The 23,161-nt window shown below is 69.5% G+C and carries 26 protein-coding genes and 1 pseudogene; 12 read left to right on the top strand and 15 right to left on the bottom strand.

All coding sequences use genetic code 11. The features are described 5' to 3' along the window. Positions 1–461 precede the first annotated feature (461 nt). Genes BS329_RS27580 through BS329_RS27570 form a run of 3 tightly spaced genes read left to right on the top strand, consistent with a single transcriptional unit; the run spans position 462 to position 4,028 of the window. The gene (locus BS329_RS27580; protein ID WP_076164138.1) at positions 462–998 is read left to right on the top strand and encodes a PadR family transcriptional regulator; all 537 of its coding nucleotides are present in this window, start codon (positions 462–464) and stop codon (positions 996–998) included. A gap of 9 nt (positions 999–1,007) precedes the next feature. Beyond that, on the top strand, positions 1,008–3,026 hold the full coding sequence (locus BS329_RS27575; RefSeq protein WP_076164137.1) for an NADPH-dependent 2,4-dienoyl-CoA reductase: 2,019 nt from the start codon (positions 1,008–1,010) through the stop codon (positions 3,024–3,026). A 48-nt stretch (positions 3,027–3,074) separates the two neighbouring features. Then, positions 3,075–4,028, top strand: a complete 954-nt coding sequence (locus tag BS329_RS27570) for a prephenate dehydrogenase (protein ID WP_076164136.1) — start codon at positions 3,075–3,077, stop codon at positions 4,026–4,028. Positions 4,029–4,097: 69 nt separating this feature from the next. Here BS329_RS27570 and BS329_RS27565 read toward each other — a convergent pair whose 3' ends face one another. The 3 genes from BS329_RS27565 to BS329_RS45220 all read right to left on the bottom strand — a co-directional run bounded on the left by BS329_RS27565 (position 4,098) and on the right by BS329_RS45220 (position 5,520). Continuing rightward, positions 4,098–4,322: an antitoxin gene (locus tag BS329_RS27565; RefSeq protein WP_076164135.1), complete on the bottom strand. Its 225-nt coding sequence runs from the start codon at positions 4,320–4,322 to the stop codon at positions 4,098–4,100. A 62-nt stretch (positions 4,323–4,384) separates the two neighbouring features. Then, positions 4,385–5,317, bottom strand: coding sequence for a TauD/TfdA dioxygenase family protein (locus BS329_RS27560; protein WP_076164134.1), 933 nt, complete (start codon positions 5,315–5,317; stop codon positions 4,385–4,387). Between the two features lie 77 nt (positions 5,318–5,394). Further along, the gene (locus BS329_RS45220; protein WP_279628194.1) at positions 5,395–5,520 is read right to left on the bottom strand and encodes a hypothetical protein; all 126 of its coding nucleotides are present in this window, start codon (positions 5,518–5,520) and stop codon (positions 5,395–5,397) included. A gap of 636 nt (positions 5,521–6,156) precedes the next feature. Here BS329_RS45220 and BS329_RS27555 point away from each other — a divergent pair. Beyond that, positions 6,157–6,462: pseudogene (locus BS329_RS27555) on the top strand (SAM-dependent methyltransferase); the annotation flags it as partial. Here BS329_RS27555 and BS329_RS27550 read toward each other — a convergent pair. After that, positions 6,459–6,803: a hypothetical protein gene (locus BS329_RS27550; RefSeq protein ID WP_076164132.1), complete on the bottom strand. Its 345-nt coding sequence runs from the start codon at positions 6,801–6,803 to the stop codon at positions 6,459–6,461. The pseudogene BS329_RS27555 and the gene BS329_RS27550 sit on opposite strands and share 4 nt — an antisense overlap. 91 nt (positions 6,804–6,894) lie before the next feature. On the opposite strand from BS329_RS27550, the gene BS329_RS27545 reads away from it, so the two are divergent. Further along, a complete protein-coding gene (locus tag BS329_RS27545; protein ID WP_076164476.1) occupies positions 6,895–7,512 on the top strand; it encodes an AAA family ATPase in 618 nt (205 codons plus the stop codon). A gap of 3 nt (positions 7,513–7,515) precedes the next feature. Here the strand turns inward: BS329_RS27545 and BS329_RS27540 are convergent, their stop codons facing one another. Continuing rightward, positions 7,516–9,480, bottom strand: a complete 1,965-nt coding sequence (locus BS329_RS27540) for an FUSC family protein (RefSeq protein ID WP_076164131.1) — start codon at positions 9,478–9,480, stop codon at positions 7,516–7,518. 50 nt (positions 9,481–9,530) lie between these two features. Between BS329_RS27540 and BS329_RS27535 the strand changes: the two genes are divergently transcribed. Next, entirely contained in the window at positions 9,531–9,971 is a 441-nt protein-coding gene (locus tag BS329_RS27535; protein ID WP_076164130.1) for an SRPBCC family protein, read from the top strand. 239 nt (positions 9,972–10,210) lie between these two features. Here BS329_RS27535 and BS329_RS27530 read toward each other — a convergent pair whose 3' ends face one another. The 5 genes from BS329_RS27530 to BS329_RS27510 all read right to left on the bottom strand — a co-directional run bounded on the left by BS329_RS27530 (position 10,211) and on the right by BS329_RS27510 (position 15,298). Further along, the gene (locus BS329_RS27530; protein ID WP_076164129.1) at positions 10,211–12,814 is read right to left on the bottom strand and encodes a CHAT domain-containing protein; all 2,604 of its coding nucleotides are present in this window, start codon (positions 12,812–12,814) and stop codon (positions 10,211–10,213) included. A 42-nt stretch (positions 12,815–12,856) separates the two neighbouring features. Next, positions 12,857–13,336: a hypothetical protein gene (locus tag BS329_RS27525; protein WP_007030725.1), complete on the bottom strand. Its 480-nt coding sequence runs from the start codon at positions 13,334–13,336 to the stop codon at positions 12,857–12,859. After that, positions 13,333–13,938: an RNA polymerase sigma factor gene (locus BS329_RS27520; protein ID WP_076164128.1), complete on the bottom strand. Its 606-nt coding sequence runs from the start codon at positions 13,936–13,938 to the stop codon at positions 13,333–13,335. Before BS329_RS27520 ends, BS329_RS27525 begins: the two co-directional genes overlap by 4 nt. 329 nt (positions 13,939–14,267) lie before the next feature. Then, positions 14,268–14,456 carry a hypothetical protein gene (locus BS329_RS27515; protein WP_076164127.1) on the bottom strand — a complete coding sequence of 63 codons (189 nt, stop codon included), beginning with the start codon at positions 14,454–14,456 and terminating at the stop codon, positions 14,268–14,270. Positions 14,457–14,572: 116 nt separating this feature from the next. Further along, positions 14,573–15,298: an SGNH/GDSL hydrolase family protein gene (locus tag BS329_RS27510; RefSeq protein WP_084750214.1), complete on the bottom strand. Its 726-nt coding sequence runs from the start codon at positions 15,296–15,298 to the stop codon at positions 14,573–14,575. Between the two features lie 185 nt (positions 15,299–15,483). Between BS329_RS27510 and BS329_RS27505 the strand changes: the two genes are divergently transcribed. Then, a complete protein-coding gene (locus BS329_RS27505; RefSeq protein ID WP_244197310.1) occupies positions 15,484–15,747 on the top strand; it encodes a hypothetical protein in 264 nt (87 codons plus the stop codon). 73 nt (positions 15,748–15,820) lie between these two features. Here BS329_RS27505 and BS329_RS27500 read toward each other — a convergent pair whose 3' ends face one another. Continuing rightward, the gene (locus BS329_RS27500) at positions 15,821–16,324 is read right to left on the bottom strand and encodes a GbsR/MarR family transcriptional regulator (RefSeq protein WP_076164126.1); all 504 of its coding nucleotides are present in this window, start codon (positions 16,322–16,324) and stop codon (positions 15,821–15,823) included. A gap of 94 nt (positions 16,325–16,418) precedes the next feature. Here BS329_RS27500 and BS329_RS27495 point away from each other — a divergent pair, with 94 nt between their 5' ends. The 3 genes from BS329_RS27495 (at position 16,419) to BS329_RS43515 (ending at position 19,325) form a co-directional block, all read left to right on the top strand. Further along, positions 16,419–17,315 carry an ABC transporter ATP-binding protein gene (locus BS329_RS27495; protein WP_076164125.1) on the top strand — a complete coding sequence of 299 codons (897 nt, stop codon included), beginning with the start codon at positions 16,419–16,421 and terminating at the stop codon, positions 17,313–17,315. Then, a complete protein-coding gene (locus BS329_RS27490) occupies positions 17,312–18,940 on the top strand; it encodes an ABC transporter permease (protein ID WP_076164124.1) in 1,629 nt (542 codons plus the stop codon). Before BS329_RS27495 ends, BS329_RS27490 begins: the two co-directional genes overlap by 4 nt. Positions 18,941–19,010: 70 nt before the next feature. Further along, positions 19,011–19,325 carry a hypothetical protein gene (locus BS329_RS43515; protein ID WP_158075835.1) on the top strand — a complete coding sequence of 105 codons (315 nt, stop codon included), beginning with the start codon at positions 19,011–19,013 and terminating at the stop codon, positions 19,323–19,325. A gap of 101 nt (positions 19,326–19,426) precedes the next feature. Here BS329_RS43515 and BS329_RS27480 read toward each other — a convergent pair whose 3' ends face one another. The 4 genes from BS329_RS27480 to BS329_RS27465 form a co-directional block, all read right to left on the bottom strand. Further along, positions 19,427–19,975 carry a TetR/AcrR family transcriptional regulator gene (locus BS329_RS27480; RefSeq protein ID WP_076164122.1) on the bottom strand — a complete coding sequence of 183 codons (549 nt, stop codon included), beginning with the start codon at positions 19,973–19,975 and terminating at the stop codon, positions 19,427–19,429. Positions 19,976–20,102: 127 nt separating this feature from the next. Then, positions 20,103–20,888: a metal-dependent hydrolase gene (locus BS329_RS27475; protein WP_076164121.1), complete on the bottom strand. Its 786-nt coding sequence runs from the start codon at positions 20,886–20,888 to the stop codon at positions 20,103–20,105. Positions 20,889–20,945: 57 nt separating this feature from the next. Further along, positions 20,946–21,299 (bottom strand): STAS domain-containing protein, encoded by a 354-nt coding sequence (locus BS329_RS27470; RefSeq protein WP_076164120.1) that lies wholly within the window; start codon positions 21,297–21,299, stop codon positions 20,946–20,948. Between the two features lie 213 nt (positions 21,300–21,512). After that, positions 21,513–21,821: a WhiB family transcriptional regulator gene (locus BS329_RS27465; RefSeq protein ID WP_076164119.1), complete on the bottom strand. Its 309-nt coding sequence runs from the start codon at positions 21,819–21,821 to the stop codon at positions 21,513–21,515. A gap of 136 nt (positions 21,822–21,957) precedes the next feature. Here BS329_RS27465 and BS329_RS27460 point away from each other — a divergent pair, with 136 nt between their 5' ends. Continuing rightward, positions 21,958–22,374, top strand: coding sequence for an ATP-binding protein (locus BS329_RS27460; RefSeq protein ID WP_076164118.1), 417 nt, complete (start codon positions 21,958–21,960; stop codon positions 22,372–22,374). Next, positions 22,371–23,144 (top strand): SigB/SigF/SigG family RNA polymerase sigma factor, encoded by a 774-nt coding sequence (locus tag BS329_RS27455; protein ID WP_076164117.1) that lies wholly within the window; start codon positions 22,371–22,373, stop codon positions 23,142–23,144. The genes BS329_RS27460 and BS329_RS27455 overlap by 4 nt, the downstream gene beginning before the upstream one ends. Positions 23,145–23,161: the final 17 nt, after the last annotated feature.

Here is a 23,161-nt window from a genome sequence, read left to right as displayed (position 1 = left end):
TCGTGCCTGTCTTCCCACGTCCTCGGAGACCAGCCTTCCGCACCCACCCAAAGGCCGTACTCCGGTTCACCCCGACCGCCCGAGCAGCACCCGAGACACTGCCCTTCTCACGGTCCAGGGCATCGAAAAACCTCGCCTTCAACTCCTCAAAATCCACGATCCCCGCAACTCCCTGAAATCCAGGGTGTTGCGGGGATCGCTAGAACCCGCCCAAGTGAGACGGGGCCTTACGCGTATCGGTCACTCCGGGTCTTCACCGTGACTCGCGATGTGCCGTCACTTGACTAGCTCGTTAGGCGATGCCGCGCATACTGTCTTGCCCGCTGCGTACCACCGAAGGCAGGTAGCCGTGTTAGCGCAGGTCAGACGGCTCCCGGGCGCTGGAGGTACAGAACGAGCCTTTACGCGCTTGTGACGCGCGTCGCCTTGCAGTGCAACTAGGTGCATATGAAACTGGGTGCATGGCACTGGAGCACGCGATCCTGGTTTCGCTGTCCGAGCGGTCCGGCTCGGGCTATGAGCTGACGCGCCGCTTCGAGAAGTCCATCGGGCTGTGGTGGAGCGCCACCCATCAGCAGATCTACCGCGTCCTCAAGCGGATGGAGGACGCGGGCTGGGTCGCCGTCGACCACGTCGCGCAGTCCGGGAAGCCCGACAAGAAGGTCTACACCGTCGGCGACGCGGGCCGGGCCGAACTGGCCCGCTGGCTCGCCGAACCCGATCCCGCCGCTTCGGCGCGGGAACTCGCCGTCAAGATCCGTGGCGCGACGCTCGGTGATCCCGGTGCCGTCGCCGCCGAGATCACCCGGCATCGCGACGCGCACGCGGCAAGGCTCGACGCCTACCTGCTGATCGAGAAGCACGACTTCCCCGATCCCAGCGTCCTCAGTGGACAGTCGTTACACCAGTTCCTTGTGCTGCGCGGAGGAATCCGTACCGAACAGGGCCACGTGGAGTGGCTTGAGGAAGTCCTCCAGGCGTTCCACCACGATGCGTAAGGACCAGCGATGAGCCAGTACCCGAACCTGTTGTCCCCTCTCGATCTCGGCTTCACCACCCTGCGCAACCGGGTGATCATGGGCTCGATGCACACCGGCCTCGAAGACAAGGAAGCGCATTTCCCGCGACTGGCCGAGTATTACGCCGAACGCGCCCGCGGTGGTGTCGGGCTGATCGTCACCGGCGGGTTCGCGCCGAACCGGACCGGCTGGCTCCTGCCGCTGGCGTCGAAGCTCTCGACGCGCGCGGAAGCCGAGGCGCACAAGCGACTCACCGATCCGGTGCATGAGGCGGGCGGCAAGATCGCGTTGCAGATCCTGCACGCGGGCCGGTATTCCTACCATCCGCTGAGCGTTTCCGCGTCGGGCATCAAGGCGCCGATCAACCCCTTCAAGCCGCGAGCCCTTTCCGGATATGGCGTGCTGCGGCAGATCCGCGCGTTCGCCGATTGCGCCTTCCTCGCCAAGGAAGCGGGCTACGACGGTGTCGAGATCATGGGGTCCGAGGGCTACTTCATCAACCAGTTCCTCGCCGAACGGACCAACAAACGCACCGACAAATGGGGCGGCAGCGCGGAAAACCGGCGGAGGATCGCCGTCGAGATCGTGCGCCGAACCCGTGAAGCGGTCGGCGAGGACTTCGTCATCATCTATCGACTGTCCATGTTGGACCTCGTCGAGGGCGGCCAAAGCTGGGAAGACGTCGTCGCGCTCGCCAAGGAGGTCGAGGAGGCGGGAGCGACGATCATCAACACCGGCATCGGCTGGCACGAGGCGAGGGTGCCGACGATCGTGACGTCCGTACCACGCGCCGCCTTCACGTGGGTGACCGGGAAACTCAAACCGCACGTCGGGATCCCGGTCGTCACGTCGAACCGCATCAACATGCCCGAGGTCGCCGAGGAGGCGCTGGCGGGCGGGGACGCGGACCTGGTGTCGATGGCGCGGCCCTTCCTCGCCGACCCCGAATGGATCCGGAAGGCCGAGACCGGGCGCGAGGACGAGATCAACACCTGCATCGCCTGCAACCAGGCCTGTCTCGACCACGCGTTCAAGCGGAAACCGGTGTCCTGCATGGTGAATCCGCGCGCGGGCCATGAGACCACGCTGACCCTGGCACCCACGCGCAAGACCAAACGCGTCGCCGTCGTCGGCGCCGGTCCAGCCGGGCTCGCGGCCGCGACCAGCCTCGCCGAACGCGGGCACGCCGTCGAACTGTTCGAGGCCGACGACGAGATCGGCGGCCAGTTCGGCATCGCGCGGAAGATCCCCGGCAAGGAGGAGTTCGCGGAGACGATCCGCTACTACACGCGGCGTCTGGAGGTCACCGGTGTCAAGGTCCACCTCGGCGCCCGGGTGACCGCCGCCGATCTCGTGGACACCGGGTTCGACGAGGTCGTGCTGGCCACCGGCGTGGTGCCGCGGGTGCCGTCGCTGCCCGGGATCGGCCACCCCAAGGTTCTGTCCTATGTGGACGTCGTGAAACACGGGAAGCCGGTGGGCGGGAAGGTCGCGGTGATCGGCGCGGGCGGGATCGGCGTGGACGTCAGCGAGTTCCTGACCCACACCACCTCCCCCGCGCTCGATCTGGACGCGTGGATGGCCGAATGGGGCGTCACCGATCCCGAGCACGCGGCCGGCGGGCTGACCGAGCGGAAGGTCGAGCCGTCACCGCGGCAGGTCTTCCTGCTGCAACGCAAGAAGTCCGGGATCGGCGCGGGACTGGGCAAGACCAGCGGCTGGGTGCACCGGGCGGCACTGAAGGCCAAACGCGTCGAGCAGCTCACCGGGGTCACCTACGACCGGATCGACGACGACGGTCTGCACATCACCGTGGGTGACGAGCCGCGCGTGCTCGACGTGGACAACGTCGTCGTCTGCGCCGGGCAGGAGCCGGTGCGAGACCTCGCCGACGGCCTGCGGGCGGCCGGGGTGCCGGTGCACCTGATCGGCGGCGCCGACGTCGCGGCGGAGCTGGACGCCAAACGGGCCATCGATCAGGGAACGCGCCTGGCCGCTGTTCTCTGACGAGTGGGCCCGCAGATGGCAGGATGAACACTTGTGCGAGACGTATGCGTGATCGGGCTCGGGTTGATCGGCGGTTCGCTGCTGCGCGCGGCGAACTCGATCGGCCGCACCACGTTCGGGGCGGCGACCTCCGAAGCTGACGCGGACGCGGCCAGCAGAGCGGGTTTCGACGTCACCACGCAGGTCGAAGCGGCGCTGGGCAAGGCGGCCGAACGGGACGCGATGATCGTGCTCGCGGTGCCGCTGCCCGTGGTCGAAGACGTGCTTCGGACCGTTTCGCGGGTCGCCGGGCACTGCGTGCTCACCGACGTCACCAGCGTGAAGGGCCCGGTGCTCGACGCCGTCCGGCGCCGCGCGCCGTACGCGAAGTTCGTCGGCGGGCATCCGATGGCCGGGACCGCGGAGTCGGGCTGGAAGGCGAGCAACCCGGCGCTGTTCGGCAGGGCCGCGTGGGTGCTGGGCGTCGAGCACGACACCGATCTGACGGCTTGGGCCGAAGTCGCGCAACTGGTGCTCGACGTCGGCGCGCACGTCGTGCCGCTGCCCGCGGACTCGCACGACGAGACGGTCGCGCGGATCTCGCATCTGCCACATATTTTCGCGGCCATCCTGGCCACGATCGGCGCGCAGGGCGGGCCGCTGGCGATGTCGCTGGCCGCCGGGTCCTACACGGACGGCACCCGTGTGGCCGGGTCGAGCCCGGCGCTGGTACGGGCGATGACCGAGGGCAACCGGGACGCGCTGCTCCCGCTCGTCGACGAGGCGCTCGGGCGGCTGGGTGCCGCGCGGGGTTCGCTGGCGTCGACGGGTGGGCTCGCGGTGACGATCAACGCCGGTCACGAGGGCGCGCAAGCGTTTGCGGCCGACAAAGACGCGGAACGCGCTGGGGTGCGCGTCAGTCTGACCGCTCCCGACGCGCGGGACGGCCTGATCGCCCTCGGCGAGCGCGGTGGCCGGATCACCGCGATCGACGGCGACACCGCGATCGGCGAGGTCTCTTGATGCGTTTCGTCCTCTGGTTGCGGTAGTTCGCAGGTGAACTACCGCAACTAGAGGACGACTTGCGAGGGACTACTGGCCGGGCCGCTGCTGATCCTGGGGCGGGTTGTCCGGGGTGTCGTCGAACTTGTTGATGAAGCCCTTCGCCTTGTCGACGCCGGAGTCGATCTGGGCGCCGTGGCCGAACTTGGACTTGGCGAATTCCGCCGCCTTGTCCAGGCCGCCCTCGATCTTGTCGTTGTGCTCACGGAGAGTGTCGGTGGCCTTGTTCTTCAATTCGTCGAAGTTGATGCCCATGGCCTCATCGTCACACAGGTACCGGGCGACCCGCGCGGACGATCACCCGTCGCGGGGACCGCTCAGAACGGCCGGTCGCCCACGATGGCGACACGTTCGGCCACTCGCGCGTACGGGTGGTAGTCGTTGACGGCGTAGTGCTGCGTGGCGCGGTTGTCCCAGAAAGCCACCGAACCGGGCCGCCAGGAGAAGCGCACCTGGAACTCCGGGACGTGCGCGCGGCTGAAGAGGTACCGCAGGAGCCTGTCGCTCTCTTCGCGGTCGAGTCCGACGATGTGGGTCGTGAAGGCCTGGTTCACGAACAGGGTGCGCCGCCCGGTTTCCGGATGCGTGCGGACGACCGGGTGCTCGACCGGCGGGAAGGCGTCCTGGTGCCGCAGGAGCAGTTCCGGGTCGGAGAAGCGGGCAAAACCGGGGACGAAGTCATGCACCGCGGTCAGCCCGTCGATGCGGGCACGGACGTCTTCCGGCAGGTTGTCGTAGGCGGCGGCCATGTCGGCCCACATCGTGTCGCCGCCGACCGGCGGGACCTCGATCAGCCGCAGCACCGAGCCGAGCGCCGGCGCGGGCCGGAACGTGACGTCGACGTGCCAGATGTTCTCGAACGCGGGCATGGTCGCGGACCGGGTGAACCGGGTGGTGTCCTCGGTCTCCCCCTTCGGGATGAACGGGTTCGTCTCCAGCTCACCCCAGTGGGCGGCGAACGCGCGCTGGTGCGCCGAGGTGATGCGCTGGTCGCGGAAGAACAGCACCTTCCACTCCAGCAACGCGCGGTTCAGCTCGGCCTGGAGCGCGGGTGTCAGGGGTTCGGCGAGGTCGACGCCGCCGATCTCGGCACCGATCACGCGTCCCAGCGGACGCGGCGCGAACAGCTCGTAAGGACGTTCTTCGACACCCTCCGGCAGGCGCCGCAGCACGCGCGGTCCTTCGAGGATTCCGCCGTCGGGGACGGTCGCCGGGCGGACGCGGACACGGTCGGGCAGCTCTACGGACATGCTCGGCTCCAGGGTTTCCGATTTCCGGGGATGACGAAGAAGGCCATCTGTGCGGATGGCCTTCGCGGGAAATGCGGTTACGCGGGCGGCGAGCCCAGCCGTCCACGGCGCAGGAGCAGTGCGGCGACGCCTTCACCCGCCGTGCGGCGGGGTGCGAACTCCCAGGTGACGAACACCTCGCCATAGTGGCCGCCTTCTGGCACTCGGTCAACACCGTCCACGGGACGGGACGAAGGCACCGACACGATCGGGCCGACATGGCGGTTTCTTGTATCCGCGGAGACGATCTTCGCCTCTCTTGCCCATTGTTGACAACGCCCCGGAAAGTGTCCAGAAATAGGATGAGCGGATTCGCGGGAATGGTCATTCCGGACCCATTGGAGACAGGCGCGAATATTCGATCAGGCTACTACGGAGTACAGGATTCGACGTCGACACGCTTATCTGGCCAGGGATTACACCCGAAAAAGTTACGATCGAATATTCGAAAGAATCCATTGCGGAAGATTCCGCGAACCCGCACCCGGAGTCGCGCGCACAATCCCACGCATGCCAGACTTGCGCCAGCGGGAGAACCGGAAACGACGCGGCTCTCTGTAGCGGAGAAAGCCGCGCCACCGTCGCCCGAACTCGAAACCATTCCCGGAAGGACGACATGGCGACACTAGACCCCTCTTGTTTTGTGGTGCCACCAGGACATGCCGATGATCACTCCACCGTGGCGCCGCCCGCGTCGCGCGTGGTGGTGATCGAGTTCGCCGAGTCCGGCCCCTCGTTGCGGCGTATAGAGACCCCGCAGCGGCGACAGCGGCGATGTCGGCCCCGCCTCCGTCGCCCGGTCCCGCGAACTCGCGCCGCGGGGCTCGTACCTGGCCATTTCCCACATCACCGACGAGGGCGTCCCGAGTCACTACGACAAGTCGCTGGTCAAGCTCAAGGAGATGTACGACCGCAACAGCAGTCCGGTGATCTGGCGCAAGCACGACGAGATCAAGGCGCTGTTCGGCGACTTCGAGCTCATCCCGCCCGGCATGACCTGGACGATCGCCTGGCACCCCGAGGACGCCGGCCCGGCCGAGCCGGAGATCACCTTCGCCGAGCCCAACGCATCGCTCATCCTCGCCGGTGTCGGCCGCAAGCCCTAGCCCCGTCCGCGTCGCTCGGACGGGAAGCTGCCCGACCAGGCGTTCCGCTGTTCGCGTGGCCGGAGCGCCTCGGCGAGCACCCATTGCGAATGCGTGGTCCCGCCCCGGCCGACCGGGCCGAGCTGGAAGGTCACCCAGCCGACCCAGTGCCCCGTCGTCGTCGCCCGCCACATCCCCAGCAGGCCGGGGACGGTGGCGGTCAGGTCGAGGCCGTCGGGCAGCCGGGTCTTCGCCGGGCCGACCGCGTACACCAGCTTGAGATCGACCCAAACAGGCTGGTTGGGCCGGACCATGTGCAGGTGACGCGGCCCCGGCGGCGACGTGTCACCAGTATCGAGCATGGCCCGATTATGCGTCACTTTCTCGAACGTGCGTTCGAGACGATGCTCACCCTCCCCCATCCGGGTGGGGTGCGTCGCTATGGTCGGGTCCATGCTCGTCTGGATCAACGGCCCGTTCGGCGGTGGCAAGACGCAGACCGCGCACGAGCTGCGTCGGCGCCTTCCCGGGAGTGTCCTTTCCGATCCCGAAGTCGCGGGCTTCGGCCTGCACCGGATGCTGCCGCGGGCGCTGCGTGGCGACTTCCAGGATCTGCCCGCGTGGCGCCAGGGCGTCTTCGAGATGCTCGACTTGCTGCTCCGCGAACAGGACGGCGTGGTGGTCGTGCCGATGACGCTGGTCGAGCCGAAGTACTTCGAAGAGATCGTCGGCGAACTGCGGGACCGCGGGCACGATGTCCGTCACTTCGCGCTGCTGGCCGAACGCGAGACCGTGTTGCGGCGGCTGAGCGAACGCGGCGTCGTCCACTCCGTGCGCGGTGTGCCGCCGAAGCACGAGAGCTTCGCGGTATCGAAGCTCGACCTCTGCCTGAAACGGCTGAGCGGTGCGGAGTTCGGTGAGCACATCCAGACCGATCGACTCACCGTCGCCCAGGTCGCCGACCGGATCGCCGCGTCCGCGGGGCTGACGCTCGAACCGAACACGGACAGCGCGCTGCGGGGCTTCGTCCGTCGCAAGTGGACGAGCGTGAAGCACATCCGGATCGGCTGACGTTCAAGCGCGACGGTGGTACGGAAGGAACCGCCGGACCAGCCGCAGCGGTGCGCGCTCGACGAGGTCGGGGCCTCGCACGGCGTCGAAGGCGGCTCCGATCTGGTCGACGACGCCGGAAAGTTGCTCGTTGTCGGGCATCGGCATCTCCGCCGGGTCCCGTTCTTCGCGGACGGCGGCGGCGAGTTCGGCGAGCGCGGCCGTCAGGAGGGCGATGTCGGCGTCGGACGGTGCGGGGGCGCCGCCGCCGAGGGTGACGCCGACCTCGGTGACGGCGTCGGCGACGCGTTCGAGTCCGGCGATCACCGGCCACCAGGCGACGGCCTGCCGTCCGGCGGCGGAGGGTTCTACGACGACCTGCTGGAACGCGGTCCGCAGGTCGGCCAGTGCGCGGTAAGCGCGACGGCGGGCGCGTGAGCGTTCCAGGCGTGCTTCGCCCGACGGTGCGAGCACGAGTCCTTTGTCGACGTACTTCACCAGGCTGTCGAGGCTTTCGGCGAGCCGTCCGCCGATCTGCGGGCGGCGGCTGCCCGGCCAGAGCAGGTAACCGAAGAGCAGGACGATCGCGCAGCCCAGCACGGTGTCGACGAGCCGCGCGAGCACGACGTCCCAGCTTCCGGTGCTGGCGAGGTCCATCTGCAGGATGATCAGCGGTGTCACGAAGGCGCTGAGGATGCCGTAGTTGCGGACCTTGCCGACCGCGACGCCGCCCGCGAACACGGCGATCAGCAGGACCAGCAGCCAGCCCTCGCCACCCGCGGCGAGTACGGCCGCGCCGATGCCGACGCCGATCACCGTGCCGATCCCGCGCAGCACCGCGCGGCCGAACACCGAGCCGAAGTCCGGTTTGAGGACGATGCCGACGGTGAGCGTGATCCAGTAGGAGCGTTCGAACGGGACGAACAGCGCGACGACTTCGGCGATCGCGACGCACAGCGTGAGGCGGAGCGCGGCGAACCAGGTGAGGGGGCCGGAGATGAGCGAACCCGCCCAGCTTCGGAGGCGCTTGTGCCACGGCTGGACCTCGCGCCGTTTCCGGTTGTCGCCCTTGCCTATCCGGGCGAGCCCGGCGTAGAGCGCGGCAAGGACCGGATCGGCGTCTTCGGGCGCTTCGGGAGGCTCCGGCAAGTCCTGGTTCGCGAGCACGGCGGCCGAGGTCGCGATGAAGTGGTCGATCACGTCGTCCGGGGCGCGGCGGCCCGCGTTGACCATCGCGACCGACGCCTCGACGGCCGGGGTGCTGGCCGACAGCAGGTTGAGCAGTTGCCGGTAGGTGGCGTCGCGGCCGGACAGCCAGGATCGCGCGGTGAGCAACCGGTCGTAGGCGGTGTTCATCGCGGTCGTGAGCTGGTGACGCGCGACGCGGGAGGTGGCTTCGTCGGTCGCGGACAGCATCGCGGCGAGTTCGACGTAGACGTGGGCGACGGCGCCGCGTTCCGGGCTGGTGGCGCGGAAGGTCCAGCTGGAGAGCGCGATGAGCAGGCTCCAGGCGGCACCGACGCAGAAGTAGCCGAGCAGGATTTCGACGCGCAGGCCGGTGACGTGCTGGCCGGTGCCGAGTACGCAGAAGACGAACATCTGGAGCCCGGCGACCGACGCGTTGCTGCCTGCCGCGCTGATCAGCGCGGACATCGCCGCGACTCCGACGACGACCGGGATGGAGGCGGCGGGGATGCCGCCGGTGATCAGTCCGGCGAAGTAACCGAGGGCGGCGGCCGCGGTGGCGCCGCCGAGCCGCCGGGCGCGGTAGCGGTACGGGCCCGCGGATTCGGACAGGACGGTGGGGAGGGCGCCGGTGGAGACGAGCGCGCCGACGCCGATGTCGCCGAGCGCGTACCCGACGGCGAGCGGGACGGCCAGTGCGAGGACGGCGCGGGCGACCATGTTCCACGGGATGGGAACCGGCGTGCTGCGGAGCAGCTGCACCAGCCAATGTGGTGCGGCGATCTCGCGGCGCGTCGTGCTCACGCCCCCTATCTTGACTTATCCGTGGCGGCTGGAGCGGTTATCGTCGCCACATGGGCAAGACGTACTCCTTCGAGATCAACCGGACGAGCAGCGCCTCGCCCGCTTCCCTCTTCGCGCTGGAGGCCGACGGTTCCCGGTGGTCGGAATGGGCGAAACCGGTGGTGTTCCACTCGCGCTGGGCGCGGGAACCGGGCGAGGACGGGGTGGGCGCCGTCCGTGCCGTCGGCCTGTGGCCGGTGTATCTCCACGAAGAGACGCTGGAGTACGAACAGGACCGAAAGCACGTCTACGGCTTCGCGGGCCTCAAACTGCTGAAGGACTACCGCGCCGAAGTCTTGTTCACGCCGACCGCTTCCGGCGGCACTGAGCTGCGCTGGACGGGCCGGTTCACCGAACCGCTGCCCGGCACCGGCGTCGCCGTCCGCGCCGCCCTGCGCGCGGTCATCTCGGTGCTGTCCACTCGCCTGGTGAAACACGCCGAACGCGCCTGACCCCACCCCCCACCCGTCCCAAGGGGGGCGACCCCGAGTCCAGTCTACCGGGGTTGGAGGACGGGAATGGCCGCTCGGCGGAGTTGTCCACAGGTGACGGTGATTGTGGACAACTCCTGTGGGCTACTCGGTCGGCGATGTCGCGAAAGCCACTTTCGGGACATCAGATGTCGCGAAAGTGGCTTTCGCGACATGCCCGGACACGACAGGCACGGATCGGCGCCCGCGGAGAAGGCACGTCAGCCCGCGCCCAGGCACAAGAACGGGCGCCGCAAGGGATCCGCGGCCATCGCTTCGGCGAGCGCCAACGCGGGCGCGGTTCCCGAAGCCAGCCGCCGGTGCAGGTCGGACATCGCGTCGGCGGCGGCCTTGTCGCCGACCCGCGCGATCGCGCCGATGACCGTCCGCGAGCCGCTGGCGAGCAGCGTCCCGGCGAACCCGAGCGCCTCCTCACCGGGCCGGATGTGGCTCATCGCGAGTTCGCACGCGGCCAGCACCACCCGTTCCGGCGGGTTCGCGAGCCGGGCGGTTTCGTGCGCGTACAACGGGCCTCCGACGAGTTCGAGCCGCGAGAACAGCGCGTTCGCCGGTTCGTGCGCGCCGTGCGCGACCAGGTGCGCCATCCCGGAACCGTCCAAAGCGGACAGTACGATCTCGCTGGTCGCGTCCTTCCCGTCGACGAGCCGCGCCCGCGGGTACACCGCCCGCAGGTTCCGCACCTCACCGACCGAACCCGGCACCCCTGGCCCGCCGGCGAGCAGGACCGGCCCCTCGTTCCGCCGTCCGGACGCGGTCACCCATGCCGTCGCCGACGGCGCGATCGACACCGGATGCCCGTGCAGTGACGGCAAAGCGCCCCAAGGCAACGCGTACAGCGAACCGATCGGCACGATGATCAGCTCGCGGTTCTCCAGCGTCTTCGCCAGCGACGCGGAGATCAGTTTGTCCAGTTTGTCCGCTCGGCGCCGCGCGGAACCGGTGACGACCTCGACCAGCGGCGCGGGCAGGTTGTCCGGGGCCAGCGCGTCGAGGTCCGCGTGCAACTGCCGCGCGGTCTCGACGATCTCCGCGAGCGGGCCCAGCTTCACGAGCCGGAACCGGCCGTGGTCGACGACCACCGCGTACAAGGTGTCGCGGTACCCCATCAGGCTGACCAGCACGCGATCCCCGAGCCGCTCGACCACCTCTTCGGGCGCCGAGACCGGCCGCGGCCGACCCCATTGGCTGGTGTACCACCCGAGTCGGGTCGCTTCCTGCTGAAGCCGGTCGTAGCGCTCCTCGAGTTTCCCGACCGGTTCACCCGAAAGCCGCCGCGCCTGGATCGTCCCCTGCACGTGCCGCATCTCGTTGATGTGCCGGGCGAGCGCGGGGTCCTCGATGACCGGGAGCGGCTCGTACCGGTACACCTGCGCGCGCGTGCGTTCCAGCCAAGCGAACAGGCTCTTCGCCCCGGCACCGCTGCGCCTCGCCTTCTTGAGCACCAGCGTCAGCGCGAGTTTGCCCAGCTCTTCACCGTGCGCCGCCGTCCCGCAGACGAGGTCGAGCCCGCCCATGCGGTCGCGGATCTGCCCGAGTTCCGCCAGCCCGGCCCGCGCCTGCGCGAGCGCCGACCGCGGCCGGTGGGACGCCACCGCGAGTTCGGCCCGGCACAACCGCAACAGCATCCGGTGGTCGATCGGCGTCGTCTGCCGCGGTTTCGATACCTGCGCGAGCAGTCCCTGCGCGGCGGCCGTCTCGTCGCGACGGATCAGCAGCCGCACCGCGAACATCCTGGCCGCGCCCGCTTCGTCGCGCAGACCGAGTTCGGCCAGCCGGATGGCGAGGCCTGCCAGTTGGTCCGGCAGTTTCGCGGACGGTTTCTTCTCCCGGTCCGCCAAGACCTTCACCGCGTCGGCGCGAAGCCTCGTCAACGCGGCGATCTCCGCCCAGCGTCCCTTGCCGCGCCTCAGAAAACTCCGCTGCGCGGACGCCGCGAGCTTCTTCGCCAGCGCGTAGTCGCGCTCCAGGATGGCGGCACCGGCCCTGGCGACCTCCGCCTCGGCGACGACGTGCACCGCGCCGTTGCGCCGTAGTTCCGGGATCGCTTCGTCGAGATGCCGCGCCGCCTCTTCGGCGAGTCCCGCGGTGAGCAGCGCCTTCGCCTGATCGAGCCGGACGAGCGGCAGCGAACCGGGACCGTCGGTCACGAAGATCGCGGCGGCCTGTTCGTAGTTCCGCAACGCTTCCGGGATGTCGCCGAGCAGCTGCGCGTGATCACCGAGGTTGTGCCGGATCTTCCCTTCCAGCAACCGATGGCCGTGCTCGACCGCGAGGGCCAGTGCCTCGACGAGGTCTCGGTACGCCGCGTCCGGATTGCTCATCTCCAGGTGCAGCCAGGCGCGGTTCACGAGCGACCGGGTCAGCACCACGCTGTACTTGCCCGCCTCCGCGGCCAGCCCGGGAAGGAAGGCGTTGTTGAGCGCGAGCGACTCCTCCAGCCGACCGGCTCTCATCAGCACGACGGCGCGCTGCAACCCCACGACGAACCGCAGCTCGTGCCGGACGTCGCCGTCCGGCAGCAGCGACCGGATGCGTTCCGCCTCGTCCAGCCGGGCGAGACCGTCCTCTTGGGACACGAACTCCGCCTCGGCCGCCGCCAGGCTGATCAGGATCCGGACCCGGATCTCCAGGCGGGCGACCAGATCCGCGTCCACCGGGCCGAGCAGGGCGAGCGCGCGCAGGAGCAACCGGATCGGCCTGCTGAGCCCGTGATCCGAGGCGGCGGCCTTCGCTTGGCGATGGAGGCCGGCCGCTTCCTCGGCTACGGAATCGACGACAGGAGGAGACGGCGCGGGCACACGCACTATGGGAGCACACCCACGCCGCATAACGGAACAGCCGTCCGGTTAGAGCACCACTGTCGGGGTCACGACGGTCCGGCGACAGGTCACGTCGCCGAGGTGGATCACGATCTGGGTGGTTCCCTGGGGAACGTTGTCCAGCACGAACCGGCCTCCCTCGTCGGCGGTGGTGGAACTCGTGCCGTGCTCGGCGACGCGAACCTCCACTCCGTACTCTCCGGCGGGCACGAGCCAGCCGTCGATCCGGTGCTTCTTGCCGATTTTGGTGAGGTTGATCATCACGGTCAGGTCGCTGACGGTGAAGGTGATCGTGCCGGTGTCGCTGCCGCGAACGCCGGCCGTGGCGTCCATCCGTTCCCATCGGGCGACCTCGACGTCGAGGTTTTCGAGCGCGAGCGCGAACTGAACCCGCTGCACCAGGTCTCCCGGTGGCGGGTCCAATTCGTCCATGAAGCGCCCGATATCGGCGAGCAAGGCCTCATCGCCCGGGGAGGTCATCTCCCCCGGCGTCCCGAGGTCGTTCATCGGCTTCCCCCTTCGTGGGCCAGCAGGTCGCGCATCGATTCGAGGCAACGGCCCCTGGTCGGACCGACACTTCCGCGCGGCATGCGGAGTGCTTCGGCGACCAGTTGGTATTCGGCGCGCCCGGCGAGCACGGTCAGCCGAAGGAGCTGCTGACAGCGGTGCGGCAGGCGGAGGAAGGCGCGCCAGACCCGGCGATCCCGGTCGGCGCGGACGGCTTCCTCCTCGGGAGCCGGGTGGGTGCTCTCCATGTTTTCGGCCAGCTCGTCGGTCAGCGGGACAGGCTGGGCGCGGCGGCCGAAGGGGTGCTGTGCTTCACGCCTGGTGGTGGTGATCAACCAGGCGGCGAGCGCCTTGGGGTCACGGAGTTTCTCGAGCTGGCTGAACAGGGCGAGCCACACCGTCTGGACTACGTCCTCGGCGGTCAGGCGATCGAGCCCGTTCGCACGCGCGACATGCCAAACGAGCGGAGTCAGCTCGTTCACAAGTCTGTCCATCGCCTGGCGGTCACCGGCCCGCGCCGCGCGCATGCAGGCGGCATGCAGGTCGGCACCGGTCAGTCCTTCCCATGGCGGGTCTACCTCGGTCGTTTGCACGTCGGTCACCGTATCTGCCCCACTTCGGACGTGTCTTCGTGTCGGCGCTGGCAGTATCGCGGGCCCTTCGGGGAGAAGGAGCGTGCAAGAGGCTCTGGGATACATCAAGTCACTAACTTTTTCGTGTCGGAAATCCGGTCGTCCTCGGTCTGGTGAGCGGGCAAAGGCACCGGCCGGCGCGAGCAGGTGTGGACTGCGCACCGGCCGGCCCTTTTTCCCTCCCCCCGGGCCCGCTCCCCAACGGGCCCGCGTCCGGGCGTCCCCCTCCCCCGAAGGAGCACCCGGAGGCGATGTCCGGAGGCCCCCTCGGCCTCCGGACATCACCCGTCTGTGTTCGTTCAGTTCACCGGCGGCTTGGTGCCGTGCGGGTCCCAGTTGCCGTCGCCGCCGGTACCCGGGCCGCCGGGGCGGCCCGGCACGGGAACCGTCAGCGGGATCGGCTTCTTGGTCTCGGTGACACCTTCGGCGAGGCCCTCGGTGGCCGTGGCCTCGTCGTCGACGGGCGCGGTGTTGGTCTCGGTCGTCATCGGGCATCCCTCATTTCCTCGACTGCTCCATAGGACGCAACGAGGCTGCCACCAGATACACGCAGAGCCAGCTTTTTCGCGGATATTTCTCAATCTGTGGCAGGCGGGTGACCTGATCAGCGATTTTCCGGCTGTATCGTGTCGCTGAGTAGTCGACGGCTCACGTCCGCGAGTTGCTCGGCCCAGCGCCGGTAGCCCTCGGGACCAGGGTGGAAGCGGTCCTCGGCGAAGGTCGCGGGGTCCAGCATCGCGGCGGGCATCTGGACGTGGACGACGCCGGGCAGCGACCCCAGCCGGGCGGCCGCGGCGTCGAGGGCGCCCGAACGCGCGCCGAGGACGTCCCGCAGCGGACGCGGCAGGGCGGGGAACCGGCCCATCGGCGGCACGCCTGCCAGCACCACCGGCACGTGCCCGGCGCGGCGTCGCAGGGAAACCATCAGGTCGAGCAGGTCACGCCGGTAACGCGTGGCCGAATGCAGTTCGATCGTGTCGTTGACGCCCAGCGCGATCACCACGAGGTCGGCGGGTTCGAGCAGCGGCAGCAGGTCTTCGCGCGCCACCCTGGCGTTGGCCCCGGTCCGGCCGACGGCCTGCCAGGCGACCGCGCGGCCGCCCCGCGCCAGTGCGTCCGCGAGCTGACCGGTCAGCGCCTCGGCGTGTGTCGCCGCGCCGACGCCGTCCACAGTGGACTCGCCGAGCACCGCGAGCCGCAGCGGGCCGCCCTCGCCCCGCACGAGGCCGCTGACCGGCCCCGTCGCGCCGGGCAGCCTCGGCGTCGCGCGGCGCACCCGGACCGCCTGCGCGAGGAGGATCGGGGCGAGCATCACCGCATGATTGATCACCGGGCGACTCTACTTCCGCGTTTCGTCCTCTGGTTGCGATCGTCGCGCACGCGACAACCGCGGGCAGAGGACTAGGGCGTGTCTCCCGACTGAAGTCGGCAGGGTGGGCGAGGACACGCGCGCGTTCCTTTTCGCCCGGAAGCCTCGGGAGCGAGTGGCGAGCAGGCGGGGCGGACGTCCCGCTCGTGCGCGTCATCGAGTACCTGGGCGAAGAGGTCCGGCTCGGCCGGATACGCGAGGACGCGGATCTGGAGGCGTCGGCGTCCTTGCTGCTCGGGGCGTGTTTCCCGGACGCGTTCCTGGCGTCCTTCGAGGCCGCGAACCGTCCGAAGCGGAACTGGACGGATGGGCGGAGCGGCTCGCGGCGACGCTGGTGGTCACGTTGGTGCGGTCACGGACTCCGTGATGTCCGGCGGCCGTGTCGCGAAAGCCACTTTCGCGACGTCTGATGTCCCGAAAGTGGCTTTCGCGACATCCGGCCGGGCTGCTGCGGCCCTCCCGGCGGCCGGATCAGCGCGGCGCCTACTTGTCCTTCGCCGCCCGCATCTCGTGCCACTTGGCGTACATGTCGTTGAGTTCCTTGATCATGAAGCTCAGGAAGTCCCGCATCTCGGCGACCCGTTCGCCCGCCGGGGTGTCCGACCCCAGCGCCGCGACCCCCTCGTCGGCGGCGTCGCGCCACAGGGTGATCATGCGGTCACGTTTCATGAAGGTGGCGTACCAGAGGTCGTCGAAGAGCCGGTAGTGGTCGCGACGCGAGCCCGGCTCGCGTTCCTTGGCGACCAGCCCGATCTGCTCCAGCCAGCGGACGGCCCCCGAGATCGCCGCCGGGCTCACCGAAAGCTGCTCGGCCAGTTCAGCGGCGGTCAGGCGGCCGGCGTCGGTGGTCATCAACGCGGCGAAGACCCGTGCGGGCATGCGCTGCATCCCGATCTGGGAGAGCGTGAGGCCCAGGTGCTCCACGTAACGGCGGACGGCGTCCTCGTCTCTCTGGGTGCTCGAAGCACTCTCAGGCGTCGTCGTCATGGGCACATCCTCTCGTACGACCCCCAGAGTGATCACGCCATCCATATGTTTTCTTAACTTCACAACTTCATGAAATAACTGTACCTTCAGCCGTATGGAAAACGCCATCTCCATCTCCGGCCTCCACAAATCCTTCGGCCGGACCAAGGCTTTGGACGGCCTCGACCTGCGGGTACCCGTTGGGGAGGTGCACGGTTTCCTCGGCCCGAACGGCGCGGGGAAGTCGACCACCGTCCGGGTCCTGCTCGGCCTGCTCCACGCGGACTCGGGCGACGTCCGCCTGCTCGGCGGCGACCCCTGGAAGGACGCGGCGAGCCTGCACCGGCGCCTCGCCTACGTCCCCGGTGACGTGAACCTCTGGCCCAACCTCTCCGGCGGCGAGGTGATCGATCTGCTGGGGCGGCTGCGGGGCGGGCTCGATCAGCGCCGCCGCGAGGACCTCATCGAACGTTTCGACCTCGACCCCAAGAAAAAGGGACGCACCTACTCCAAGGGCAACCGGCAGAAGGTCGCGATCGTGGCCGCGCTGGCCTCGCACGTGGACCTGCTGATCCTCGACGAGCCGACCTCCGGCCTCGACCCGCTGATGGAGGCCACCTTCCAGTACGCGATCCAGGAGGAGCGTGAGCAGGGCCGCACGGTGCTGCTGTCGAGCCACATCCTGGCCGAGGTCGAGGCGCTCTGCGACAAGGTCAGCATCATCCGCAACGGCCACACCGTGGAAACCGGGACGCTGGCCGAACTCCGGCACCTCACCAGGACGTCGATCTCGGCCGAACTCGCGGGCACGCCGAACGGGCTGACGAAACTGGAGAACATCCACGACCTCAAGGTCGAGGGCAACCGGGTCCGCTTCGACGTGGAGACCCGTTCCCTCGACGACGCGCTGCGTCAACTCACCGAGGTCGGTGTCCGCAGCCTGACCAGCCAGCCGCCGACGCTGGAGGAACTGTTCCTCCGCCACTACACCGCGGAAGCGGGCGCGAAATGACCGCGACACTCGACCGCGCGGCCGTGCCGTCGCACGGATTGGCAGGCACCTGGCAGCTGATAAGGCTGGCGCTGCGGCGGGACCGGATCGTCCTGCCGATCTGGGTCGTCCTGCTGGGGGTCATGCCGTCGACGTCGTCGGGGACGTTCGAAACGCTGTACCCGACGGCCGCCGAACGGGCCGGGCTCACCGCGGGCATGGGCGCCAACCCGTCGCTTTCGCTGATCTACGGCCCGGCCTTCGACCTCTCGACCGCGGGCGGGTTCACCGCGTGGCGGCTCGGCGGGTTCCTCGCCCTCGCCGTCGCGCTGATGGCGGTCTTCACCGTCACCCGGCACACCCGCGCCGAGGAGGACACCGGCCGCGCGGAACTGCTGGCGTCCGCGGTGGTCGGCCGGTACGCCCTGCTGAGCGCGGGGGTGCTGGTGTCCGCCGGGGCGAGTGTCCTCATCGGACTCGTCGAGACCGGGCTGATGATTGGCGCGAAACTTCCCGTCGCGGGCTCGTTCGCGCTCGGCGGCGCCACCGCGGCGACCGGGCTGGTCTTCACGGCGGTCGCGGCGGTCGCCGTCCAGGTGGCCGAATATGCGAGGACGGCCAACGGGATCGGCGCCACCGCCGTCGGTGTCGCGTTCCTGCTGCGCGCGGTCGGCGACTCGGCGACGGACGCGACCTGGGTCTCCTGGCTGTCCCCGATCGGCTGGGCGCAGCGGATCCGGCCGTTCGCCGACGAACGCTGGTGGGTGTTCCTGCTGCCGCTGGCCGCGACCCTGGTCGTCGGCGCCGCGGGTTACGCGCTGCTCCCGCGGCGCGACGTCGGGACCGGCATCGTCCCGCCGCGCCCCGGCCCCGCCGAAGCGGCGACGTCGCTGCGCAGTCCGTTCGCGCTGGCGTGGCGGCTGCACCGGGGCCCGTTGCTCGGCTGGCTGATCGGCACGGCGGTCTGCGCCGCGGTGTTCGGCTCGGTCGCGAGCGGGATCGGCGACGTCGTCGGGGAAAGCGAGCAGGCGAAGGAGATCTTCCAGCGCCTCGGCGGCACGGACGGGCTGATCGACGCGTTCATGGCCGCGATGGCCGGGCTGTTCGCCATGGTCATCGCGCTCTACGGGGTGCAGGCCTCGTTGCGGATCCGCGCCGAGGAGACCGCGATCCGCGTCGAGCCGCTGCTCGCGACGGGCGTGGGCAGGCTGCGGCTCCTGGGAAGCCACCTCGTGTTCGCGTTCGGTGGCACGGCGCTGATGATGGTCGTCAGCGGTGTCCTCTTAGGACTGTCGAACGGGGCGCGGGCCGGTGACGTCGGCGGGTCGATCGGCGACATGACGGTCGCGTCGCTGGCGCAACTCCCGGCGGTGTGGGTGATCGTCGGCCTCGCCGTCACGGTGTTCGGCCTGGCGCCGAAGTTCTCGACGGCGGGCTGGGCGATCGCCGGGCTGGCGTTGCTGCTCAGCCTGTTCGGCCCGGTGCTGAACCTGCCGGAGGCGCTGGTGGACGCCTCGCCGTTCGCGCACGTTCCGAAACTGCCCGCCGCCGAGTTCACCGCGGCGCCGCTGCTCTGGCTCACCGGGGTGGCCGTGGTCGCGCTGGCGGCCGGGCTCATGGGCTGGCGGCGTCGCGACGTCGGCTAGCCAAGGGGGAACCGTGAAGGCCGCCCGCCGGGGAGGGCGGCCTTCACGGCCTCAATCGATCCGGGGTCCCGTGCTCGAGGTGGACGACGTCGGCGGCGGCGGGGTCGACGACGTCGAAGTGGTCGACGGTGTCACGGTCCTGGTCACCGTGCGCGGCGTGGGCGTGCTGGTGTGGGTGACCGTGAGTGGTTCCGGCACGATGCCCGGCACGGTCACCGTCACCGGGCCGACCGAGTGGGAGGTCGTTGCCGGGGAAGGGGTCGTGCCGACTTCGTGGACGCGGGGCCGCGGGGCGCGCCCGGCCACGAGAAGGGCGGCGACGAGCAGCCCTGTCGCGAGGCCCGCGAGAGCCGCGACCGTGACGGAACCGGTGGTGGGACCCTGACTGGACATCCGGCACCCCCTCGCCATGCGAAGCGCAGGTACGAGGACTTCTCGTGTTGATCTTACGTTTTGTTACGCACGTGCGACTTGAGTGGAATGTGCTCAAGCGGCTTTGCGCAGGCCATCGACCACGACGCGGACCAGGTGACGATCTTCGAGCGAATACCGTTCCGCGGCGAGGCAGCCGGCGATCAGGGCGCGCAGGTCGTCACCGTCGATGTCCTCGCGCACCGCGCCCGCGAGCTGGGCCCGCGACAGCAGCGCCTCCAGCGCCGACCGGAAATCGGTGCCCGCGCTCGCTTTGAAGCCCAGCCCCGTCGTCTCGGCGAGCGCGTCGCACAGGGCCCGGTTGAGGGACGCCTGCTTGACGACGCGCTTGAAGAAGTCGAAGAAAGCCGAGCCGGGGTCTTCGGCGGTCAGCAGGTCCCGAGCTTCCTGCGCGAACTGCGCGATGCGCTCCAGCACGACGGCCTGGAAAAGTGCTTCCTTGCTGGGGAAATGCCGATACACCGTGCCCGCGCCGACACCGGCGAGGCGGGCGATCTCGTCAAGGGGGACGGCGAGGCCGTCGACGGCGAAGGCCTCTTCGGCCGCCGTGAGCACCTTCGCTCGGTTGCGTCGCGCGTCGGCGCGCAGCACGGGCTTGTCCACTGTTCCCCCTCCTCAACCGGGTCCGGCGTTCCGATTCAACGCCGACGGCGGCGGGGGCATTCCAGGAGCCGGGAGATCCGTGGCACTCCGTGCCTGTCGTGACGCATCCCGGGTCCGCCACCAAAGCTCACTGCACCGCGGTCTGTGTCCCGTCCGGCGTCAGCAACCCCTGCGCGGTGGTGAACAGGTACTCCCAGACGCCGGGGATCAGCACCACCGCGGCGACCGCGAACACCGGGAAGATCAGCCGGTTCTCGACCTTCTTGCCGGTCCGGAACCGCAGCGCCTTCGGCGGCCGGATCTCGTACCAGGTTTCACCCGCGATGGGGACGGGGAACAGGAACGGGCAGCCGGACTCGGTCAGCGCGTCCCCGAGGCAGTGCACGAAACAGCCGACCGCCACGGCGATGCCGAGCCAGCCGGAGATCTCCGCGAGTTGTGCCGCCTTGTCCGGCGGCGCGGTCCACACCCACCACCCGACCGCGGCGCCGCTGACCGGCAGCAGCCAGTCGCCGAGCGCGCCTTCGGCGAGCAACAGGCCGAGGACGACGACGCCGAACACCGCCCACGGTCCGCCTTCGGTGGTACCCCAGGAGGTCAGGAAGCCGAGGCCGACGGCGAACAGCACGGTGTGCGAGAGGTGCCGGTGCTTACCGGTGACTTTCTCGTCGCGGGGCCCTTTGGTCAGCGCGTAGACGGCCGCCGAGACCCGGCGCAGGAACCAGGAGATCGCGCCCGTGAACCAGCCGAGCAACCGTGACGCGCGGGCGCCCGGGTGGTCGAGGTCGGGCAGGAGGGCGAAACCGGCCGTGGTCGCCGCGAAAACGACCGCCTGGTGCACCGTGCCCGCTCCGACGACGGGTGCGACCGCGAGGCCCGCGCACCAACCGGTCAGGGCATGCGTCCGCCCCATCATCGTGCTGCGTCCCCCAGATGTCGCGGATCACGAGCCCACGACCGTAGCGGGGGATCAGGCGGGGGGCTCCTCCGACACGCTGAGGTGCTCAGCGACGCCGGTGAGTTCGATCACTCGGCTCACCTGGGGGCTGGGGACCACTTCGAGCTCGACGGCCTTCTCGGCCGCCTGACGCTGCGCCTGAAGCACCACGTTCAGCGCCGAGGAGTCGAAGAAGGTCACGCCGGTCAGGTCGGCGACGACCCGGCCCGACGGTTTGTCCGTGATCAGGGCCCCGAGGGTCTCCTGGAGCTGCGGGCTCGTCAGCAGGTCGAGCTCACCGGTGACCACCACGCGCGGCGTGGGCGCTTCGACGTCCAGCTTGATACTGAAACCGGGCGGCGTGGTGTTCTGCTCCGCTGCGGGCATGCACATTCTCCTCATAGGTGAGAACCGGCGCTCGATGCCGGTGCTCGCCTGTGGTCTCAAGCTTCGGCCGCGACCAGTCCGGACACGGACGCACGCTCTTCTTCGGCGGGTAGGCGTGGCTGTCCCCGCAACGACAGTCCCAACCCTAACCCAGTACGGACAGGGCGCCACGATCGCCGTCTCGCGCGTCGCCGACCGGTGCCCGGGGCGCGCTCAGTACGCGGTCAAGGCCTGACGCCCGGCGCGGCGTTCCCGGAGGAACAGCTCGCGGCGTTCGATCTCGCCGAGGCCGCCCCAGATGCCGTAAGGCTCCTGGACCGCCAGGGCGTGCTTGCGGCACTGTGCCAGCACGGGGCAGGTCTGGCAGATCGCCTTGGCGCGGGATTCGCGCCGCTCACGGGCCGAACCACGCTCGTTGTCCGTGTGGAAGAACAAGCTGCTGTCGGCGCCTCGGCACGACCCACGGAGCTGCCAGTCCCACTCTTCCGCCACCACGTTCGGCAGCCGGCTCACGTCAGCCATGTCGGTCCCCGCCCTTTCCAGGAGATCGTTTGTCGCCCGTTACATGCCCGCCGCCTGCGGGAGTCAAACGTGGGTTTGGTTTGCTCACACTCAGGGCATGTGACGGTCGGCAGTGCAGCTTGAGAGAGGAACACACGTGGTGGACAACACCCCGCCCAACGGGGAGGGCGCTCAACTCATCGAGGTACGCACGGCCGCGGTACCGCATGTGGTGCCGACGCTCCGGACGATCGTCGCGGACATCGCGATGCGTCAGGACTTCGACCTGGACGCGGTCGAGGATCTCCGGATGGCGGTGGACGAGGCGTGCTCCATGCTGCTCCCCTCGGCCTCCGACGGTCATCTGACCTGCGTTTTCTCGTGGAAGGACGGCCGGATCGAGGTGACCGTCTCGGTGCTTTCGGACTCCCCGGAACCCGACGACGAGACCGGTCTGTCCTGGCAGCTGCTCACCGCGCTCGCGACGTCCGCGCGGCGCGTCGTGACCCCGGCCGACGGCGGCTACCTGTCCAGGGTGGAACTCATCCGGGAGAGCGAGGCGGCCCGGCCGTGACGGAACCCGTCGAGCGAGACGGCGCGAACGTACCGGCCCTGTTCGAGCGCATGTGCGCGCTGCCGCAGGACGCCCCCGAACGGGAACGGCTGCGGGACGAGCTCGTGCGCGCGCATCTGGAACTCGCGCGCAACCTGGCGCGCAAGTTCCGCAACCGGGACGAGTCGATGGAGGACCTGGTCCAGATCGCGACGATCGGGCTGATCCACGCCGTCGACCGCTTCGATCCCACGCAGGGCAGCGACTTCCTCGCCTTCGCGGTCCCGACCGTCTCCGGCGAGTTGCGGCACCACTTCCGCGACAACAGCTGGTCGGTCCGGGTTCCGCGGCGGCTCAAGGAGCTGAACGCGAACATCTCGGCCGTCCGCGAGGAGCTGACGGTCCGGCTCTCCCGCGCGCCGAAGCCCAGTGAGATCGCCGCCCATCTCGGTGTCCCGGTCGACGAGGTCTTCGAAGGCCTCCGTGCCGGCCAGGGCCGGTACGGGACCTCGCTGGACAACCTCCTGGAGAACTCGGCGCACACCCGCTTCGGCGAGGCGGACGCCAACCTGAGCCAGGCGGAGCTGCGCGAGGCGCTGCGACCGATGCTGGAACGGCTGCCCGATCGCGAGCGCAAGATCGTCGCGCTACGGTTCGGCTCCGGGATGAGCCAGTCGGATATCGCGCGCCGGGTCGGGGTCTCGCAGATGCAGGTGTCCCGGTTGCTGGCCGCCACGCTCAAGAAGCTGCGTGAAGGATTGACCGAAACAGAACTCACGGACGGAGTCTGATTCGACCCTTACCCTTG

This window comes from Amycolatopsis coloradensis (genome assembly GCF_001953865.1).
Taxonomy (GTDB): Bacteria; Actinomycetota; Actinomycetes; order Mycobacteriales; family Pseudonocardiaceae; genus Amycolatopsis; species Amycolatopsis coloradensis.
Note: the sequence above shows the minus strand (reverse complement) of the source record. Positions and strands in the feature narration are given on the sequence as shown.

Bases quoted from the DNA above. Each gene is read 5' to 3' on its own strand.
- BS329_RS27470 (WP_076164120.1), bottom strand. From the start codon at position 21,299: ATGCCCGCAGCGGAGCAGAACACCACGCCGCCCGGTTTCAGTATCAAG.
- BS329_RS27500 (WP_076164126.1), bottom strand. From the start codon at position 16,324: ATGACGACGACGCCTGAGAGTGCTTCGAGCACCCAGAGAGACGAGGAC.
- BS329_RS27560 (WP_076164134.1), bottom strand. From the start codon at position 5,317: ATGTCCGTAGAGCTGCCCGACCGTGTCCGCGTCCGCCCGGCGACCGTC.
- BS329_RS27490 (WP_076164124.1), top strand. From the start codon at position 17,312: ATGACCGCGACACTCGACCGCGCGGCCGTGCCGTCGCACGGATTGGCA.
- BS329_RS27515 (WP_076164127.1), bottom strand. From the start codon at position 14,456: ATGACGACCGAGACCAACACCGCGCCCGTCGACGACGAGGCCACGGCC.
- BS329_RS27475 (WP_076164121.1), bottom strand. From the start codon at position 20,888: ATGGGGCGGACGCATGCCCTGACCGGTTGGTGCGCGGGCCTCGCGGTC.
- BS329_RS27565 (WP_076164135.1), bottom strand. From the start codon at position 4,322: ATGGGCATCAACTTCGACGAATTGAAGAACAAGGCCACCGACACTCTC.
- BS329_RS27535 (WP_076164130.1), top strand. From the start codon at position 9,531: ATGGGCAAGACGTACTCCTTCGAGATCAACCGGACGAGCAGCGCCTCG.
- BS329_RS27495 (WP_076164125.1), top strand. From the start codon at position 16,419: ATGGAAAACGCCATCTCCATCTCCGGCCTCCACAAATCCTTCGGCCGG.
- BS329_RS27575 (WP_076164137.1), top strand. From the start codon at position 1,008: ATGAGCCAGTACCCGAACCTGTTGTCCCCTCTCGATCTCGGCTTCACC.
- BS329_RS27465 (WP_076164119.1), bottom strand. From the start codon at position 21,821: ATGGCTGACGTGAGCCGGCTGCCGAACGTGGTGGCGGAAGAGTGGGAC.
- BS329_RS27545 (WP_076164476.1), top strand. From the start codon at position 6,895: ATGCTCGTCTGGATCAACGGCCCGTTCGGCGGTGGCAAGACGCAGACC.
- BS329_RS27580 (WP_076164138.1), top strand. From the start codon at position 462: ATGGCACTGGAGCACGCGATCCTGGTTTCGCTGTCCGAGCGGTCCGGC.
- BS329_RS27525 (WP_007030725.1), bottom strand. From the start codon at position 13,336: ATGAACGACCTCGGGACGCCGGGGGAGATGACCTCCCCGGGCGATGAG.
- BS329_RS27550 (WP_076164132.1), bottom strand. From the start codon at position 6,803: ATGCTCGATACTGGTGACACGTCGCCGCCGGGGCCGCGTCACCTGCAC.